The 18509-nt window shown below is 44.3% G+C and carries 13 protein-coding genes; 7 read left to right on the forward strand and 6 right to left on the reverse strand.

From position 1 onward, the window contains the following. The first annotated feature begins 104 nt into the window (after positions 1 to 104). From tssC to tssH, 5 genes are read left to right on the forward strand one after another with little or no spacing between them, the layout of a single operon-like run. Positions 105 to 1619: a type VI secretion system contractile sheath large subunit gene (gene tssC / locus ACJJII_RS07770; RefSeq protein WP_444906606.1), complete on the forward strand. Its 1515-nt coding sequence runs from the start codon at positions 105 to 107 to the stop codon at positions 1617 to 1619. Positions 1620 to 1624: 5 nt separating this feature from the next. After that, positions 1625 to 2098 (forward strand): type VI secretion system baseplate subunit TssE, encoded by a 474-nt coding sequence (tssE, locus tag ACJJII_RS07775; protein ID WP_444895421.1) that lies wholly within the window; start codon positions 1625 to 1627, stop codon positions 2096 to 2098. Continuing rightward, the gene (gene tssF / locus ACJJII_RS07780; RefSeq protein WP_444906604.1) at positions 2098 to 3927 is read left to right on the forward strand and encodes a type VI secretion system baseplate subunit TssF; all 1830 of its coding nucleotides are present in this window, start codon (positions 2098 to 2100) and stop codon (positions 3925 to 3927) included. The genes tssE and tssF overlap by 1 nt, the downstream gene beginning before the upstream one ends. After that, positions 3891 to 5021: a type VI secretion system baseplate subunit TssG gene (gene tssG, locus ACJJII_RS07785; RefSeq protein ID WP_444918829.1), complete on the forward strand. Its 1131-nt coding sequence runs from the start codon at positions 3891 to 3893 to the stop codon at positions 5019 to 5021. Before tssF ends, tssG begins: the two co-directional genes overlap by 37 nt. 41 nt (positions 5022 to 5062) lie before the next feature. Then, on the forward strand, positions 5063 to 7732 hold the full coding sequence (gene tssH / locus ACJJII_RS07790) for a type VI secretion system ATPase TssH (RefSeq protein WP_444918830.1): 2670 nt from the start codon (positions 5063 to 5065) through the stop codon (positions 7730 to 7732). A gap of 107 nt (positions 7733 to 7839) precedes the next feature. Here the strand turns inward: tssH and ACJJII_RS07795 are convergent, their stop codons facing one another. The 6 genes from ACJJII_RS07795 to ACJJII_RS07820 all read right to left on the reverse strand — a co-directional run bounded on the left by ACJJII_RS07795 (position 7840) and on the right by ACJJII_RS07820 (position 13158). Beyond that, the gene (locus tag ACJJII_RS07795) at positions 7840 to 9009 is read right to left on the reverse strand and encodes a lipase family protein (protein WP_444918831.1); all 1170 of its coding nucleotides are present in this window, start codon (positions 9007 to 9009) and stop codon (positions 7840 to 7842) included. A gap of 224 nt (positions 9010 to 9233) precedes the next feature. Beyond that, entirely contained in the window at positions 9234 to 9650 is a 417-nt protein-coding gene (locus ACJJII_RS07800) for a DUF6795 domain-containing protein (protein WP_444918832.1), read from the reverse strand. 59 nt (positions 9651 to 9709) lie between these two features. Next, positions 9710 to 10003: a PAAR domain-containing contractile injection system baseplate protein gene (locus tag ACJJII_RS07805; protein ID WP_444918833.1), complete on the reverse strand. Its 294-nt coding sequence runs from the start codon at positions 10001 to 10003 to the stop codon at positions 9710 to 9712. A gap of 3 nt (positions 10004 to 10006) precedes the next feature. Further along, positions 10007 to 10585: a DUF6931 family protein gene (locus ACJJII_RS07810; RefSeq protein WP_413664125.1), complete on the reverse strand. Its 579-nt coding sequence runs from the start codon at positions 10583 to 10585 to the stop codon at positions 10007 to 10009. Between the two features lie 13 nt (positions 10586 to 10598). After that, complete coding sequence (locus ACJJII_RS07815; protein WP_444918834.1) at positions 10599 to 12506, reverse strand: type VI secretion system Vgr family protein; 1908 nt, start codon at positions 12504 to 12506, stop codon at positions 10599 to 10601. Positions 12507 to 12669: 163 nt separating this feature from the next. Further along, positions 12670 to 13158, reverse strand: coding sequence for an Hcp family type VI secretion system effector (locus ACJJII_RS07820; RefSeq protein ID WP_413664127.1), 489 nt, complete (start codon positions 13156 to 13158; stop codon positions 12670 to 12672). 589 nt (positions 13159 to 13747) lie between these two features. On the opposite strand from ACJJII_RS07820, the gene ACJJII_RS07825 reads away from it, so the two are divergent. Beyond that, positions 13748 to 16369 carry a bifunctional serine/threonine-protein kinase/formylglycine-generating enzyme family protein gene (locus tag ACJJII_RS07825; protein ID WP_444918835.1) on the forward strand — a complete coding sequence of 874 codons (2622 nt, stop codon included), beginning with the start codon at positions 13748 to 13750 and terminating at the stop codon, positions 16367 to 16369. A gap of 82 nt (positions 16370 to 16451) precedes the next feature. Beyond that, positions 16452 to 18437 (forward strand): ShlB/FhaC/HecB family hemolysin secretion/activation protein, encoded by a 1986-nt coding sequence (locus ACJJII_RS07830; protein WP_444918836.1) that lies wholly within the window; start codon positions 16452 to 16454, stop codon positions 18435 to 18437. Positions 18438 to 18509: the final 72 nt, after the last annotated feature.

The raw sequence follows: 18509 nt of genomic DNA on the forward strand, positions 1-18509 counted from the left end.
TCCGGGCCCGCCTCTAGGGGCGGGTTCTCTCTTCACATGGCCTTGTTCAAGGCCTGCGTTTTACCATTATTTATTCAAATAATAATTCTTGTTGGAGTATACCGGTGCCCCGTGCAGCACATGACCAAATATCGGAAGATCAATCAGATGTTCTACCGGAGAAATTGGCGAGAGGGCAGCAGAGAGAGCTACATAAATTTCTGCAGGAACCGGATGACCTTTTTGCATTTGAATATTGGCTCACAGAGTTATCCCCCTGTACAAATAGGGATAATTATTCCGTTCGCCATTATCTGAGTCGAATTATCGCCGAGTTGGACGAACTAATCTGTGACCAGCTGAATTGTATAATTCATCACCAGAAGTTTCAGAGACTTGAAGCGAGCTGGCGGGGGATATCCTTATTGGTGTTTGATACACCCCACGCTGAAAATATTAAAATCAAACTCTTAGATGCCAGCTGGAAAGACCTCGCGAAGGATATAGAGCGAGCCCCGGATTTTGACCAATCTGGCCTGTTTCATCTTATATACAATGAAGAGTTTGGCACTCCAGGCGGCGAGCCATTTGGTTTGTTACTTGGAGATTACTATGTATCCCATCGGCCACTGCCTGACCACCCCTATGATGATGTCTTTACTTTGCAGGGCATCGCACATACTGCTGCCGCAGCCTTTGCACCGTTTGTTTGTGCATCAGCACCGCAACTTTTTGGTGTAGACAACTTTTCGGATCTAGCAAAGCCTATCAATTTTTCAGAAGTGTTCCGTCAAAAAGAATACATTCGATGGAATGGCCTTCGGGACCTGGAAGACAGCCGATTTATTGCTTTGACACTTCCTCAAGTTTTGATGAGAGAACCTTATAATCAGGAATTTTCATCCTATCGTGGTTTGAGGTTTCAGGAGCAGGTACGGGCATCCCATAACCAGAATTATTTATGGGGGAATGCCTGCTTTGCATTGGGTGCCGTACTGTTAAGAGAGTTTAGTGAAGTTGGCTGGTTTTCACATATTAGAGGGGTTGCACGTGACCATCTGGGCGGAGGGCTGGTAACCCAGCTACCAATGGTGCCTTATAGGCCAGATAGTACTCCTGGCATGATCCGAATGGCCACTTCAATTTTGGTAACTGATTTTGCTGAGCGGGATTTAAGTGACTTAGGGTATGTATGCTTGAGTCATTGTTACGATACTCCTTACAGCGCCTTTAATAGTGTTCCATCACTTCAAAGGCCGAAGCAATACACATCTAAAGCAGCCACGGCTAATGCGCGTATTAGCTCTATGTTACAACAAATACTTTGTGCATCCCGATTTGCTCATTATATCAAGGTAATGATAAGGGATAAGGTGGGTGCCTATATGAATGCTGCAGATTGCGAACGGCAGTTGCAGCATTGGTTGGATGAATACACAACGGGAAGGGATGACCTTTCCTGGGAAATGCAGGCTCGATACCCTCTACGGGAGTCTCGGGTGCAAGTAACGGATGAGCCAGGCAAGGCGGGTAGCTATCAAAGTGTGATTCATCTCAAGAGTCATTACACCGTTGACCATCTTGTATCCGAGCTAAAACTTACAACCGCATTGGCAACAATCGGCGTCGGAGCTACCTAATTATTATGGTTAGAGAAAAGCGATTATTGGCCCCGGTATTGGATCGATTATTACAATCATCTAGTAAATTGGATGTACATCAATCCCATCAAGTGTTGAGGCAGTTGCGTGAAGGGGTGCGTCGTGATTTGGAATACTTGTTCAATACAAGGTTTAAATGTATTTCCGCACCTTCAACTCATGAAAGTTTAGAGCAGTCAAATATTAACTACGGGTTACCAGACCTATCAACAGTCAATCTTTCCTCTGCCGCAAGCCGAAAACAGTTTTGTCGAGATATTGAAAAAACAATTTTAAATTTTGAGCCCAGAATACGTTCGGTAAAAGTAACCACCCAAGACAAAGTGGATGTCGAAGATCCTAGTATACGCTTTCGTGTTGAAGCTGTATTACATGTAAATCCAGCGTCGGAAGTTATTGTATTTGATTCGGCACTCAACCCAGTTACCCAGCTGGTGGATGTCTCTGAGATTATGTGATGAGTGAAAAATTAATAGATCTCTACGAGCGAGAGCTCGCATTCATTCAGCAAACTTCTGCTGAATTTGCAAAGATGCACCCAGCTGCCGCATCCCGACTTCAGCTGGATGCAGACACAGTTGATGATCCTTTAGTAGGGCGACTGTTGTCCGGCTTCGCTTACATGAATGCTCGGGTGCAGCAAAAGCTGAGTGATGATTTTCCGGAGTTAACGGATGCAATGCTGGAAACTCTGTATCCTCATTATCTTCGTCCAATTCCCTCTTGTGCCATTGTTCAGTTTGAGCCGGAAAAGGATTTGGATGCGATAACCCGGGTAGAAACGAAGACGTTACTCGAAAGTGACAGCTTTCAAGGGCAAACCTGCCGCTTTACAACTTGTTATCCGGCAGAAATTTGTCCATTTCAGGCGGTAAGTGCCACCCTGATGCCAAGGCCATTTATCGCTCCGGGCTGTAATGACATTCAGGGCGCTAATGCAGTTTTAAAATTGTCCCTTAAAACTTTTAGCCCAAGCATTAAATTTTCTGAGTTAAACCCTGAGAGTCTCCGCTTTTTCCTTCGTGGCCAGCCATCTCATATCTATAGTTTATATGACTTGCTACTAAGCAAGTGTGTAAGGTTGGTTGTTGCCAATGGAGAGAGTGATCCAAAGCCAACTTTTCTTTCTCCTGATGAAATATGTCAAGTAGGGCTAAGTCCAGATGAGGGTTTATTGCCATATCCTGATACCGCATTCGTAGGATATCGACTCCTAACTGAATATTTTGCTTTTCCAGAAAAGTTCCTTTTCTTGGATATGTTGAACATTGGTGAGGCGTTAAACGAGAGCTTTGACGACACGTTAAATCTGTATTTTTATTTATCCGAAACTCATGAAGAGTTGGAAAAACAGATTTCTCCAAGCATGTTTGCTTTGGGTTGTGCTCCAGTTGTTAATTTATTTAAGCAAAGTGCAGATCCTATTCCACTTAATCACTCGCAGTATAGTTACCATGTGGTCCCGGATGCTCGCAGGAGTGATGGCTTGGAAATATACTCAGTGGATGAAGTCGCGGCAACTAACGGTGATGGAGAGACAACCAGTTATCGCCCTTTCTATGGAATTCGACACAGTCAACATCATGCTGATCAATCTGCCTTTTGGTTTAGTCGTCGCAGAGATGTGATCGAAGGAGAGCATCGGAATGAACAAGCATCTGAGATTGATATAAGCTTAGTCGATCTGGACTTTAACCCACATAGAATTAGTGATCAGACATTAGATATTAAGTTAACCTGCTGTAATCGAAATCTGGCCAAAAAATTACCTAGTGGTAGCGCCCAGCCTTATTTAGAGGTTGTTGACGGTGATTTGCCAGTTAGCCGAATTAGTTGTGTGGTTTCCCCAACGGCAACTATACGGCCACCTCGACGAGAGCGAGGGTATTGGAGGTTAATCTCCCACCTTAACTTAAATCATCTTTCTCTATCGGGTGCAGAGGGATGTAATGCGTTAAAAGAAATTTTTAGGCTTTATGACTTCCGTGACTCTGCTAGTACGCGCAATTTAATCGAGTCATTATTAAAGCTTAATACTAAACCGGTTACTGCTCCGATTCAGATTGATCAAAGTGTAGTTTTATGTCGCGGCACAGAAGTTGAGATTGAGCTTGATTCCATGATGTTAACAGGAACAAGTCCATTGTTATTTGCTAGCATCATAGAGCGTTTCCTGGGCTTATACTGTTCAATTAATTCATTTACAAAACTGATTGCCACTATGAGTGGTCGAGATGGAGAGTTGAAGCGATGGCCACCTCGCGCCGGCGAAAAAGCTTTACTGTAATTGAACGTTTACGCCGAGAGCCTTATAACTTTGATTTTTTTCAAGCGGTAAGGCTGGTAGAGCGTGCAGTACATCTGGCAGGTACAGGTTTCAGTAAAGAACCTATAGCGAGCGCTGCCCCTCCGAATAAAGAGCTGATTCGGTTTAGTGCTCAATCTGGGTTGTCTTTTATTGGCTCGGATGTTTTACGTCTAGAGAAGAAAAACGTTGAACATGAAGAGCCCGATGAAAATGAGACTCATCAGTGGCATATGGAGGTGGGTTTTACAGGGTTAATCGGTAGTCAGGGGGTGATGCCCTATTACCTGACAGAGTTAGTGCAGAGGGAGCTTAGGGAGAACAATACGGCACTGCGTGATTTTCTGGATATGTTTAATCACCGAAGTATTTCCCTTTTTTATCAAGCTTGGCATAAATACCAGTTGCCTGTGAATTATGAGCGGCAACGCCTGCAGAATTCTCGAGAGCCAGATAAGTTTACCCAGGCTCTTGCGTCCCTTGCAGGGCTTGGTACAAATGAAATGCGCTATCGAATGCCGATACCGGATGAAGCACTAGTTGGAATGGGAGGACACCTTTCCAGTGGACGTTGTTCCGCTACCGCTTTATCCAGCATGATCAAGCATTATTTTGATTTAACGGTAAGCATCGAGCAATTTCAGGGACAGTGGGATGAGTTACCGGATGATATTTTGTGCCGATTGCCCAGTGCTCAGGTGCCGAAGGGGATTAATAATTGCTTGGGGGTAAATACCATTCTGGGTACGCACTGTTTTCAGGCCCAGAATAAATTTCAGGTAATTATTGAGTCAATGCCTTATGAGCAATTTATGACTATTGCTCCCGGTACGAAAAAGTTGGAATCGCTTAAGGAGTTTATTCGCTTTAGTGCTGGTATTGAATTGGATTTTGAGTTGTCGGTGACGCTTTCAACCAGCCAGGTAGCACCTATCCAGCTAAATAGAAAAGCTGATAATGAACCTTTACTGGGATGGAATACTCACATGGCTAGTGAACAAGATGGTGAAAGGTTAGTACAGATAACCTTAAGTGCAGACAATATTTCACCTGATGAAGCTTTACCTGCTGCATAAGTAAAATTAACAACATTAATATTTAGGAAAGGATATTCAACGTGATCAATATCGATTTGAAGCGATTGGTTGATACCATGACCCCGCATATGCGTGACTCACTAGAGGGCGCTGCTGGGCTTTGTCTATCACAGAACCAGTACAATGTTGAATTAGAGCATTGGTTACTGAAACTTTTGGATCAGTCTGATACTGACCTTTACCATCTGTTGGAAAAACACGACTGTAATCCAGCAAATTTTGCCAAGCAGCTGGCTACAGCGATTGCTGGATTTCGGGCAGGCAGTAGCCGTCCACCAGCCCTGTCCCCAACTATCGTAGAAGCAGCGAAGAATGCTTGGATGTTGGCTTCTATTGATTATGGACATAGAGCAATCAGTTCCGGACACTTTTTGGCTGCGCTTTTACTGGAAGAAACTTCTCGTCGCCAGATTTTAGAATCCTGCCCAGAACTGAAAGAGATTGCTCCAGAATCGATTCGTGAAACCGCTCGTGCAATGTTTGGGCAAAGTGGAGAGTCTAGCCATATTAGTGCCACGGCGGATATGGATGATGGCGCAGCTGCAGTTGCTGCAGCTGCTTCTAAAGCTCCAGCTTTGGACAAATATACAATCAACCTAACTGAAAGAGCGAAGAAGGGAGAGATTGACCCTGTACTTGGTCGTGATGAGGAAATACGCCAATGTATCGATATCTTAACTCGCCGGCGTCAAAATAATCCAATCCTGACTGGTGAAGCAGGTGTTGGTAAAACTGCTGTCGTTGAAGGTTTTGCTCTTCGAATAGCTAGTGGTGATGTACCTGAGCCATTGCGCGGTGTAGCCGTACGCACGCTTGACTTGGGACTTCTTCAGGCTGGTGCCAGTGTAAAAGGTGAGTTTGAAAACCGCTTGAAGTCTGTAATTTCAGAAGTGCGAGCATCTGCAACGCCAATTATTTTATTTATTGATGAAGCGCACACCATGATTGGCGCGGGCGGTAAAGAGGGGCAGGGTGATGCGGCTAATCTCCTGAAACCAGCACTGGCTCGTGGTGAATTGCGTACTTTAGCTGCCACAACTTGGGCAGAATATAAGAAGTATTTTGAACGCGATCCTGCTTTGACCCGTAGATTCCAGGTAGTAAAAGTGGAAGAGCCTGATGAGAGCAACGCGATTGATATGATGCGTGGTATTGCAGCCTCGTTGGAGGAGCACCATAAAGTACGCATTCTGGATGAAGCTATCATAGCTTCGGTCAAGTTATCTCATCGTTATATTCCCGGGCGCCAATTACCAGATAAGTCTGTTAGCTTACTGGATACGGCCTGCGCGCGTGTCGCTCTTAGCCAGTCTGCTACTCCTGGGGCGATTGAAGATGCTCGTATCAATATAGATCGCACTAATACTACCCTGGCTAAACTTGAGCGTGAAAACGCAGCAATGGGTGAGCATGAGGAGCAACTGGCAGAGCTAAAAGAGTTTAAAGCTTCCGAAGAAAAGCGTTTGGAAGTTCTCGAACAGCAATTGCTTAAAGAGAATGAGCTAATCGGACAGATTCAACTACTCCGCGATCAGATTGATGTAGAGTTTATGAAGGCCCAAGGTGGTGAAGGTGAAGATACACCCGACGAGGCCTTATTAGCCGACTATCGGCAACAGCTCAAAACATTAACTGCGGACTTGGAGGTTATCCAGGGGGATACCCCGTTAATGCAGCCAGCTGTCGATGAACAGGCTATTGCCGCAGTAGTTGCTAACTGGACTGGAATTCCTGTCGGCAAGATGGTTAGCGATGAAATTATTGCTGTGAAAACTTTGGCAGAGCGTCTGAATAAACGTGTTATTGGTCAGCCCCATGCTATCGAGGCTGTAGCTCAGGCAATTCGCACTTCTCGAGCAGGCTTGACAGACCCGCGTAAACCGGTGGGTGTGTTTATGTTCTGTGGTACTAGCGGTGTAGGTAAAACAGAGACTGCCCTTGCCTTGGCTGATGAGCTATTTGGTGGTGAGCAAAATATCACGACCATCAATATGGCTGAATTCAAGGAAGAGCATAAAGTATCTATGCTGTTGGGCTCTCCTCCCGGCTATGTAGGCTACGGAGAGGGCGGTGTTCTTACCGAAGCTGCACGCCGTAAGCCATATTCGGTAATCTTATTGGATGAGATGGAAAAAGCTCACCCAGGTGTACAAGATGTTTTCTATAACCTGTTTGACAAGGGGACCATTAAAGACGGTGAAGGAAGGGATATCGACTTCAAGAACACCGTAATAATTATGACCTCCAATGCAGGAGAGGATGCAATTAGAGCTATCTTCAATCAGGTAGAAGAAAAGCCCGAGCCGGATGTATTGATGGATAATATCCGCCCACATCTGCTACAAAAATTCAAGCCTGCTTTCCTCGGTCGAACAAATGTGATTGCTTATTACCCTCTCGATGATGAGAATCTGGTAGAGATTTGCAGAATCAATATGCGTAAGATTGAAAAGCGCGTTCACGAGCATTACGGTGCTTCCTTTAGCTATGACGAGGATGTTTTGATTAACATTGTTGCTCGTTGTCACGAAGCTGATACAGGTGCTCGTAATATTGAAGTTATTCTGAATAAAACATTATTGCCTGAATTGGCTAGCGAATGTTTGGATAAAATGGCGCGCGGTGAAGAAGTGAAAGTAATTAAAGTATCCGCAGCTGAGGATGGGGAGTTTGTCTATAGCGTAGCTTAAGTTTAGTGAAGGCTCGGTGGTGTAAAAACCACCAAGCCTTCAATAGTTTAAGTGTCGTATTTCTAAACAAAATATATTGCAAGCTTTCGCTCTAGCGATTTCTAAGTTTATTCATCTCTAAATATTGATCTTGCTGCTTTTTCGACAAGAAGATCAATTTTTTGTTTTAATGAGGTAAGGATGTGTCGAATAAACTGATATGTTAGGTTTATATCTTTTTTGATCTTCATTCCTAGCATAATCATTATCTTCTTGATCAAATTATATACCCAAGAAGATAGACTTTTGGAGAAGTCAATTCCTTGTTGTAGAACATAAGCTAGCATGTCTAACAGCGTCACACCTGTCGCTATGCCGAATTGAAAGGCAATTCCAGTTAGTTTTAGAATTTTCAAGATCACATAAGATATGGCCTTATTGATCATGTCCATTGTATTAATTGTGAAGCTTATTGGGCTGTCAGACTTAAGCCAATTTTCAATTTCTGATGGAGAGGTGGGTGGTTCTAGTTCATACATAGTATCCCAAGAGCTAGCCTTATTTACACTCTCTATATATCTAAACATTTTATGGTATTCACCTGAAGGTGAGTTACCCGGGCTGTTCAGACAATATGCTTTCTCCCCATATGGTAAATGATAAAAAGGCCACATTGGCACCATAGGAACAACATCCGTTTTATGATACACCCGATATATATCTTTACCTTTATTTAACTCACTGGTCACCAGTTTAACAAAACTTAAAGCCCCAACTCTTGGACTGCCGAAAGTATAAAGTTTTATATTGTTAGTTGGAGATAGCCCTGATTTTTTTAACCATTCACTGGTAAGTGTTGCTAGAGCTCCTCCAAGGCTGTGTCCAACACAGTGGATCGTTCTAACGTTATGACCTAGAGAAGAAATTTTTTCTTTAATTTCTGGCAGGATACTACCAAAACATTTATTGAAACCGGTGTGAACAATTCTTCCAGTTTCTGATGGGGAAAATCCAACGGTTGCATCCGTTGCCCAATCGAAGTTATTGTCAGTTCCTCTTAGAAGAATGAGTACATCACCCTTAAATTCTCCTTTTCCTTTTGCTATAACTCCAAATCCGGTTCTTTTCTTTATAACCCATAATGTGCCAGAAGAGCCTTCAATTACATCATCATGATTTGAAAGATCCCACTGGTTTTTAAAGCGATCAATAGTTGGTGGGGTGAATTTATCGCTTTGAATTTCGTAAACTGAGCTTGCTAATAATGCAGCATCTTTATGCGTAATTGTACTTCCCATCTTAGTCCTCCTAACCGTGATATGAAATACCTCGGTGGTTTGTTGCTAATTAACTCCGATAAATACGTATGAAATACAACATATCTTGACCAGATGGTTTTCTGCTCATGATTAAATTTTAACACGTAGCACACGTGCTGATGATTAGGCCTTTATTGTTAAAGGCTTATTATTTTTATGAGTGGTAGATGTTATGTAGGTGATTGATTAATAGTTTAGGGTTGTTAGCTTTCTTGTGCTTTAAGTTTGCAGTTGGTGCCCACAGAATTGAATGTCAAATGAATAAATTTGTATTCATCCGTTATTTCGCATTGAAAATCTAGTTTTTTACCCTCAAGTTCAGAGTTCAGTTCTTCGCTTCTCTTTACTGTTTCCCAAATCAAATAATCTTTCCCATTATAGTTAACTATTATTTTCTGATGAGAGACGAACTCTTTGGGAAGCAAATTTCTCTCTAGTTTTGTGAGTGGTTCAAAAGAAAAGTGGCCGTAACTATCAGTTATAGTGATATCTTCATAAGTTTTTCCATCACACTCCACTACTCTTTTTACTGATGTATTTTGAGTTGGGGAGTTTTCATATGTTAAATAGCCATTAACGGGAGAAAAAAGGAAAACCTCATCTTTTGTGAAAATTGACATAGATACTCCGCTAGTGGATGACAGTATTATTACAATAAATAAAAGAAATCTAGACATTTTCAGCCGCCAATTAATACCGTCGGGCAGCCAATAACTATTTTTCCACCATGCCCTGTGGTATCTCCCATCCTTGCTGCGGGTTTCTTTTGCAACATTACTGTAGTGCTTCCCATAGCGACCGTATCGGGCGGTCCAACACAGGTACAAGTGCTACCAACGGTTGCTGAAGGCATCCCACCGATGATAACGGTGGGTGCTCCTGGGCTTACTACTGGGCCACCCACATGGGGTACTGTGCCGGTGACCATTGGGCATACATGCATATCACCAATACGGGCAGCTGGCTTACCCATAGTTTATCCCTCAACCCTACCGTTTCCGCCTCGTGCTAGATCGAGACCTTGCTCCATATAGCGCATGAACCTTTTGTTTGGATCGACTGGGTCAGATAGCACGGCAGCAAGGGTAACACTGCCTGCGACTGCATGAGCATAAAGGTGTTCTGGCGGCTCTACTACCGGCTCACCTTCGGCTGCTAAGCTCCCATGACACCAACTCGCTGCAGTAGCTGCCCAGCTCGCTGGAGTTTTATGTTTTGTTTTATCGCCGAATAGTTTGCAGCGTAAGCGGGCTTCTTCACTGGGCTTTTTTGCCCAAGTCTCAGCTGCATTAAGCGCATTCACATTGTCATCGTCAGTTTGAGGGCCTTGGATATCTCGGGCCGCGAGGCAAGCCCACCACACGGCTTCCCGCTTTGGTAGACCATGAGCAAGCAACTTGATCGCGTCTGGAAATAGGCCTGCTTCCACTAGGCGGTTTATGCTGACTTCTGGTGCTGTATCCGGTACCAGATGATCTTCTGCCTCGTCACTAACTTCAAAATTCTTAAGTAGCTCATCTGCGGTGAGAGCTTCTACTTTAATGAGGTCTGTCATTGGTATATCCCCATCAGTTAATCATGGTTACGCCGCCTTTCAGGGTCAGCATTCCGCCACCTTTAACTTCTGCAGTAGCGTCGCCCTTACAGGAAAGCATTGTTCCTTTGATGGTGATACCAGCTGGAGTCAGTTTAATACTGCTACCGCCGACTTTTAGTTCAATGGATGCTTTGGAGGAAATCTTAATTGCACCCATTGCATCAGTAGTTTGAGAACCTTTACTGATCTTGAGTGTGTGATTTCCTGACCCGATAGTTACAACTTGATTGCCTTTACTGACATTAAGTTTCTGATCACCTTTTGAGATGGTGACAACTTCACTGCCATCGGTAACCGTAATAGTCCGGTCTTGCTTAACCTCAAGGGTTTGTTTGTTCTCTATCTTACCTGTTTGGTCATTATGGACGACAAAGTTATGGTCTTTGCCGGCTTCCATATAAAGCTCTTCGCTTCCGCCTTTGTCATCAAATCGAAGTTCGTTAAAGGCACTACCTTCATACTCAGTTTTCCAGCCGCTTTGAGTCGCAGTGTAGTTGGGACCAGGATTGTCGCCGTTATATACGGCTCCAGTTATCAGTGGTCTATCTGGATCACCATTAATATAAGTAACAATAACTTCTTGATTGACTCTGGGGACAAAGTTGGCGCCCCAGTTTTTTCCGGCAAATGACTGCATCACCCGTACCCAACAGCTGTTCTGCTGTGAATTCCATGGAAACTTCACTTTGATTTGGGTGTAGGGGTCTTGTGAACTGTCAGAAGTGGTGGCCTTAACTTCAAGGACGCGTGCGACTTGCGGAGAGTGTACTTTCTTCGCAAAAACATTCGGTTCAGGTCTTGGAGTTACTGATGATGGGATACAACTGAAAGTATTGTGGAAATGTGTTTCCGCACTATTGCCGTCTGTAGCAGAGATATGTAGGGAAGTAATCAGGTACTTCCCTTTCTCTGACGATAATGTGTGGTCAAAATTAAAACGGCCGCCCGCTGTGAATGAGGGGCAGTCACTGCGCCCATGGCTCACATCAAACAAAGCTTCTTGTGCTTCCATTGAGCGCTCGGCTAGCGCTTTATGGTAACTATCTGTAAATTTGTGCTTATTTTCACCGTCAGCCTGGAAATGGTTTAGCCCATAAAGGCCGCGCATGTAATTGTTGACATCATTCAGTTGGCTAGTGGTTTTAACTTGCTGTTTATTATCTTTTGTTGCGGTGAACTCACAATAATCTTTCAATTCAAAACCGCCACCATGATAATTGAAATTTCGCTGCCAACTACTTACGGTGTTTTTTGTCGGATGACTGCCGCTCCCATCGTACTCTATCTGTTCGCTTTCACAGTCATAGAAATCCTGGCTATCATCACAAAGTACAAGTTCGTGTTGCCCATTTGAGTGCTTGAAGTAATAGGAGATACCCTCTTCAGCCATAAGGCGATTGATGAATTCAAAATCGCTTTCATCAAACTGCACACAATATTCACGAGTTATATATTCAGCATTTAATTTGACGCTTAGTTTAACAACTTTGCTGTACTCACCCAAAACTTCTTCAAGAATCTGTTTAGCAGATTTCTTTTCAAAGATTCTGTTGGAACCTCCGAGGCTCGTAAACCAAAGGCCTGGTTGAATTGTGGCGCTATAACTCCGTACTCCCTCAGCGTTTACATCGCGCAGAGAAAGTTGAGTGACGTAACCATTGATATAACGAGGAGTTTCTGAGTGGTGAACAGAAATGGTAACAGCCTTCCCGACGATATCTTTCTGGCTTATTGCATGGTCATCGGACAGGAGCTGAACTTCATAGCGGAAGAGTTTGGAAATGTGCTCTTCGCCTTGCAGGCTGGTAGCGATTACCGCATCCGTGCCGAGTGGGCTGTCGACTTTAATCAGTCTTCTATCTTGATTTAATGTAGTCATGGGCAGCCCCTACTATCCCTACGGTGCCTTGGAGAATAGTACTAGTTATTATACGTTCAGTTATTTAGCTGAAAACTCAACAAGCGTTCAGCTAAATAACTGCTAAATAATGGTCTGCAGTTTTCCTGCAGACCATTATATATGCAGATCAGATTCTGCTGGCTTACAGCGGCTTGGCTGTTTCCAGATCGTATCCAACACGCATATTTTTGGGGTTCTTGTTGGTCTTGTCTGCGTGGTTGAGATCTGCTTCGATTTTAGCGTAGCTCAGGGATACAGACTCAGCCGGAGCGCCACCAGCGGAAGCACCGATGCTGTAGGAGGAAATCAGGGTGTTTTCCAGTTTGTAAACAGCGTACTTCTCTACAGAGTTAGCACCAGTTTGTACTACGTGGATCTCAACGGTAACACCTTCGTCACCGGTTACAGAAGATTTGAACAGGCCGCCGGAAGCAGCGTCGATGCGCTTGGTGAAGCTTACTTCGCTCAGGCTTGGGCGAGAAGCTTCGCGGTTTGACATGGCGCCAGCTTCCATGGTAATGCCGCGGCCAACACCGAAGTTGAAGCTGTCAATTTCGATCCAGTCCTCGTAGCCGGAAGCAGTAACATTGCCTTTGATGGCCTTGTTGTTGTAGTTCATGTAGATAGCCATGGGATGTCCCTCATTAGTTGGCGTGTGATGTTGGTGGTTAATCCCTTACCACCGCGATTCGCAGTAGTTCAGGTGGTCGTCGCGGTGGCAACTGTGATGATTTAAACAAAGAGAAAGCTAAAAACAAACTAATTTTCGAGTTATTTAATCGACTCTGGCACTAATTTCGAGAGGTGTTTTTATGCTGTTACGATTTATGCCTGTTTGCCCTAATTGACTCTGACACTAATTTAATATTGTTAAAAAGTAACAAATCTCTAACGGGGATAAATAAGTGGTTTGAGTCATGGATATTGATTGACAGTCAAATATCTATTTGAAAGCATTTACTGGTATTTTTTTGATAAGCTTGCTTTGTAATAATATGTAATTCAGCCTTATATCGGAGCGATACTCAGTGTTTTCGGGGGCTGGATCAAGATAATAGTTTGATGGCGTGTTAAGGCAAATTTATTTGAATATTGATTCATTGTTGCCACATAGGCTGTTCGATATACTTCGCACCCTACTTTATTGCCTTGCCCATTAGATCAATAACAAAGTTTTTGCGGATTTGGATGTGTCGTAATGGTTTCCCATGGAGGCGGAATTGAACGATAAGACGCGTATTGTTCGGCCGAGTGACACTCCGCCGGGCTCAGGCCAATCAACCAGCGGGCTGACAGAAGATGGTGATATCACCGTTGTTGTGCAGCAGGATAAGACTGGAGCAAATGATCACCCCCCGGTTAAAGGTGCCCAACCGGTAATCCCTTCGGCTGCTGCCAGCTTTAGCTCAGATGCTACTGTCTTTGCGCCTTCCCCTAATCCTAATCGGATGGGAAGTGGGGCTGGGGCCAATGAAGTTTTGGGTGGGGTTTCTGCCGATTCGGCAGTAATACCTGAACCCTTTGAAGCTTCCGGCTCAAATGCAGTGACCAAAACTGTAATCAAAGGTCGATTTGAGCTTGACAAACTCCTGGGTATAGGGGGAATGGGGGCAGTTTACAAAGCCCTTGACCGCCGTAAATTAGAAGCCAGTGACAGCGAGCCCTATGTCGCTATCAAGCTGCTTAATGATGATTTCCAAAAGCACCCCGATGCTTTTATTTCTCTCCAGCGGGAAGCGCGCAAGTCACAAACGCTTGCTCACCCTAATATCGTAACGGTTTACGATTTTGACCGCGATGGAGATCGCGTATTTATGACAATGGAGTTCCTTGAGGGTGCTCCATTGGACAAGTTGTTGCGCGATCATGCCGATGTTGGTTTGGAGCCTGAGCGTGCCCGCTCGGTATTTTGGGATATCTCCCAAGCGCTGATATATGCCCACTCCCATAAAATTGTTCACTCGGACTTTAAGCCAGGCAATATTTTTGTCACCAATAAGAAAGGTGCAAAAGTATTTGACTTTGGTATTGCCCGAGCTGTTTCTGAGGGGGGAATCGCAAATAAAGCTGGTGAAACGACAGTATTTGACGCGGGCACTCTCGGAGCCCTGACTCCGGCATATGCGAGCCTTGAGATGCTCAAGGGAGCTGAACCGGCACCGAGTGATGATGTATTTGCGTTGGGTTGTGTTGCCTACGAACTATTCTGCGGGCGCCACCCTTATGACAAGACACCTGCCGATAAAGCCTTGGAGCAGGGCCTGCGGCCCAAGCGGATCAAAGGGCTTAATCGCAGGCAGTGGCGCGCACTTGAGTCAGCACTTGAACTAAAGCGCGAAAACCGCACCAGTACCGTAGAGAAGTTTGTACAGGCGTTCTTTGTTAGCCATGCCTGGAAGTGGGTACTAGGCAGTGCGTTTGTCTTGGTCTTGGGCGGAGCTGTAGTGGGCTATAGCCACTTGCAGCAACAGAATGCAGTAGAGCAGGAGCGGGTCAGGATAGAGCTTGAACGCAAACATGAGCAGGAGTTGTTGGAGCGCCGTACTGCGGACAAGAAAGAAGCGATATCTAGGCTAATCGCTTTGAGTATTCTGACCCCCGCGTGGGAGGAGGACCTCAAGCTTGAACTGGATGAGTACGCTAAGTTGAACCCCTCTGATACAGAGTTTCAAGATTCTTCGCGTCGCCAGATATCAGAGCTGTTCTTGGCGGCGGCCACAGGTCAGTTGAATTTAGGTAATCTTGATCAGGCAGATGTAATGCTCAAAGGCGTGGCTAATTGGTATGGCGATTCCAGTGAAGCAGCGGCGATCAAGTCGCAGCTAGCTGCAGATAGAGAAAGCTTGCGGGAGAGGCTAGAAGCTGAACGAGTAGCAGCAGAACGAGAGGCTGAGCAGCTTCGGCTGGCTGAGGAACAGGCTGAACGCCGTCGTGTAGCCGCCGCTAAGCAAAAAGAAATTGATATGGTGCTTGATGATATGGAAGTGGCACTTACTTGCAGCTTTGAAATGAAAGTTTCAAGTATTGGTGCACAGCTATCTCGGCTTGCGCGCCTCGATGCGATAAAGGGAAGGAAAATCCGACCCGTTGTCGGTGCAGAGCTGGCGAAATGTGCGTCAACCCTGGGAGCTAAGGATCCAGTTCAAGCGGAATCTCTGGTCGATCAGTTTAGAGCCCTTGTACCCACTTATCGGCCTTTGAGGGAGTTTCGTCTGGACTTTTGCGGGCACCTCCCGCCGGGTAGTGGTGGGAGAGGTGAGCGATATAGCTGTCGCGATCGCTTAGCAGATGGAAGTCAAGGTCCTGCGATGGTTGTTATCAAGGGAGAAGGGGGGCGCCATCTTGCTGTAGGTAAATATGAGGTGAGTAACGGAGACCTCCAAGTTTATTGTGACACTATTGACGGATGCGAGGCATTGCAACTGGGTTTATCAGTGTTACCAGCAAATAACTTAGCTATTGAGACAGCTGAAGCTTACCTGAGCTGGTTGAGCGATGAGACTGGGTATAATTATCGCTTGCCCACCGAGCAAGAATGGTTTGCCGCTGCAAGCGCTAATGGATTGGGTGAAGTTGCTGATCGCAATTGTCATTTGAAGTACGGGGGCATTGAAAAAGGTGCTGAGCTAGTGCCGGTTGGTTCTGGTTCCGCAAATGGATTTGGACTGGTAAATCCTGTGGGGAATGTACAAGAGTGGGTTCGAGGCACGGGTGAAGAGATAATGGCACTTGGTGGTAGCCGAGAAGACCCTATGAGTCGTTGTTTGGCAATAACGAAAAAGCACCATACAGGTGAGCCAGATCGGTTAACAGGCTTTCGTATCGTTAGAGATGTGAATTGATTATTCATTTTGACCGAGACTGATATAAGTACACAACAGCTTGGTATACTAAAAATTTTTTAATTAATTGTCTGGGGGCAAAATGCTCGGGCTTAAAAAAAATAAGCTGGCACTCGTTGTGGGGGCTAGCTTTTTACTATTTCATTATCCTGGCTATTCTCAGGGTGAAGGTTCGAGTTTTAGAAGTCAGGTTAGGCAGGCTTTTGATCAAGATACAGCTACTGTTACTGAGGCTGATGTAACCAAGGATTTTTTGCAGCGTACATATGAAGCAAAATCTCCTAATCTAGATGCCGAAATTCCGGAGATATCTCAAAGAAATCAAGGGCCACGAATTACAATTAAAAAATTTCAATTCCACCGATTGGAAGAGTACCCAGAATTCGGGATTGATCGCGAAACAGTCGAGAAGATGGCTGAGGAACTCCGTATACGATTTATGAAGGAGGATAAAATCCTCGCTAGTGGCTATACGGTAGAGGACCTGGAAGAGCTAGCAGTATTACTGGACAGTATGGATGCCCGGTCCAACCCGGGAGGGTTAGGCCCTGCAGAATTGAGAAAACTGACTAGTGTTATCGAAAAGCAAAATAAAGAACGAGGCATTAGTTATGCGGATCTTGAAGAAATAGCCGCTGAACTTACTAACTTCTATCGCCGCCAAGGTTTATTTCTAGCGCAAGTTCAGATTCCTGCGCAGGAAGTTGAAAATGGTGTGGTTACTCTTACGGTTCAAGAGGGTTTGTTAGGGCAGGTTGTTGCAGAAGATAATAAAGGCTATGCATTAGAGCAGTTAGCAGAGCCTTTTAAGGAGCAGCGTGGAAAATTAGTTGATCATGAGAGTATTGAGGAAGGGCTTTACCTGCTTAATGACTTGCCGGGCTTAAATGTTACTGGCTATTTTAGTGCAGGGGAAAATCCAGGTGAAACACGGCTTAATTTAAAGGTGCGAGATGCAAAAGGCTGGAAAGCCACCTTTAGAACGGATAACCATGGTTCAGCTTATACCGGCGATCAAAGATTCTACACAACCATTGATTGGCTAAACCCCTTAGGAATCGGTGATGCTCTTACCGTCGGATACTTAAAATCAACTAGTTTAACTAATTATGAATCAAATTTTGGTTCAGATTTGGGGCAATTTAAATATAGTTTTCCAATTTTTGGTCCTCGTACTAGAGTTCAATTTTCGGCCGATCATAATGAATTTATTTTAAAAGATGTGGAAGATCCAGATAATACTGTAAATAAACTAGATATACATGGCGATAATAAGAGTTACGCGATTACGTTAGATCATAAATTCCGCAGATCAAGAGACTTTAATTTTACCAGTTCTTTTAGTTTAACAGAGAAAAAATCTAACCTTTTGGCAATCACTTCTTTTGATGAGCCGGGTGATCACGTATATGGTAGCGAGTTGGGTCTTTACTTTGATCATCTCTCTAGCGGTGTGATTCCTATGCTTAATATATTGAGTACAAATATTCAGTATGGAGAGCACCAAAGAGAGTTAGAGGAATCACTAGAAAAGGCCCGTGGTGACAATTTTACTAAATTTTCTTTGAATGGTAGTTCTCTCTTATTTTTGCCTATGCCCTTCAGTGATGATCAGTCACGTCTGATACTCAAAGCTCGAGCACAATATAGTGATAATGCCTTACCAGCCTTTGAACAGTTGTCACTCGGTGGGGCAAATGGTGTGCGGGCTTTTGATGTGAGGGATTTTTCAGCCGATACAGCAGGGCTTTTATCTGCAGAGTGGTATATGGCTTTCCCTGATATGGTAAACCCGATCCTATTTGATCAGCGCTTAAATGATATGTTTCAAATGGCATTATTTACAGATTTTGGTTATGGCATCGTAAATAATTACAAAGAAGGCAAAAAAGATGATTGGGCAAAATTTGCCGGTGGAGGTTTACTCTTTAAGTTTAACTGGAATGATTTCTTTGCCAGCAAGCTATCGGTAGCTTGGCCGATAAAAACGGCCTCATCAGTCGAGGGTACAGGGCTTGATATGGATGAGCCCACGGTATATGCGGATTTTTCTGTATTTTATAATTAATTGGTTAAAATATTTATTAGCTGAAGTTGAGCAGGAGCTCTACGAAAGGTGCTGGTATGAAAAGCGATAAAA

The organism is Microbulbifer maximicatervae (SeqCode) (assembly GCF_052467825.1).

Coding starts and splice junctions, on each gene's coding strand:
- tssE (WP_444895421.1), top strand. CDS start 1,625: ATGGTTAGAGAAAAGCGATTATTGGCCCCGGTATTGGATCGATTATTA.
- tssF (WP_444906604.1), top strand. CDS start 2,098: ATGAGTGAAAAATTAATAGATCTCTACGAGCGAGAGCTCGCATTCATT.
- tssG (WP_444918829.1), top strand. CDS start 3,891: ATGGCCACCTCGCGCCGGCGAAAAAGCTTTACTGTAATTGAACGTTTA.
- ACJJII_RS07795 (WP_444918831.1), bottom strand. CDS start 9,009: ATGGGAAGTACAATTACGCATAAAGATGCTGCATTATTAGCAAGCTCA.
- ACJJII_RS07800 (WP_444918832.1), bottom strand. CDS start 9,650: ATGTCAATTTTCACAAAAGATGAGGTTTTCCTTTTTTCTCCCGTTAAT.
- ACJJII_RS07805 (WP_444918833.1), bottom strand. CDS start 10,003: ATGGGTAAGCCAGCTGCCCGTATTGGTGATATGCATGTATGCCCAATG.
- ACJJII_RS07810 (WP_413664125.1), bottom strand. CDS start 10,585: ATGACAGACCTCATTAAAGTAGAAGCTCTCACCGCAGATGAGCTACTT.
- ACJJII_RS07815 (WP_444918834.1), bottom strand. CDS start 12,506: ATGACTACATTAAATCAAGATAGAAGACTGATTAAAGTCGACAGCCCA.
- ACJJII_RS07820 (WP_413664127.1), bottom strand. CDS start 13,158: ATGGCTATCTACATGAACTACAACAACAAGGCCATCAAAGGCAATGTT.
- ACJJII_RS07830 (WP_444918836.1), top strand. CDS start 16,452: ATGCTCGGGCTTAAAAAAAATAAGCTGGCACTCGTTGTGGGGGCTAGC.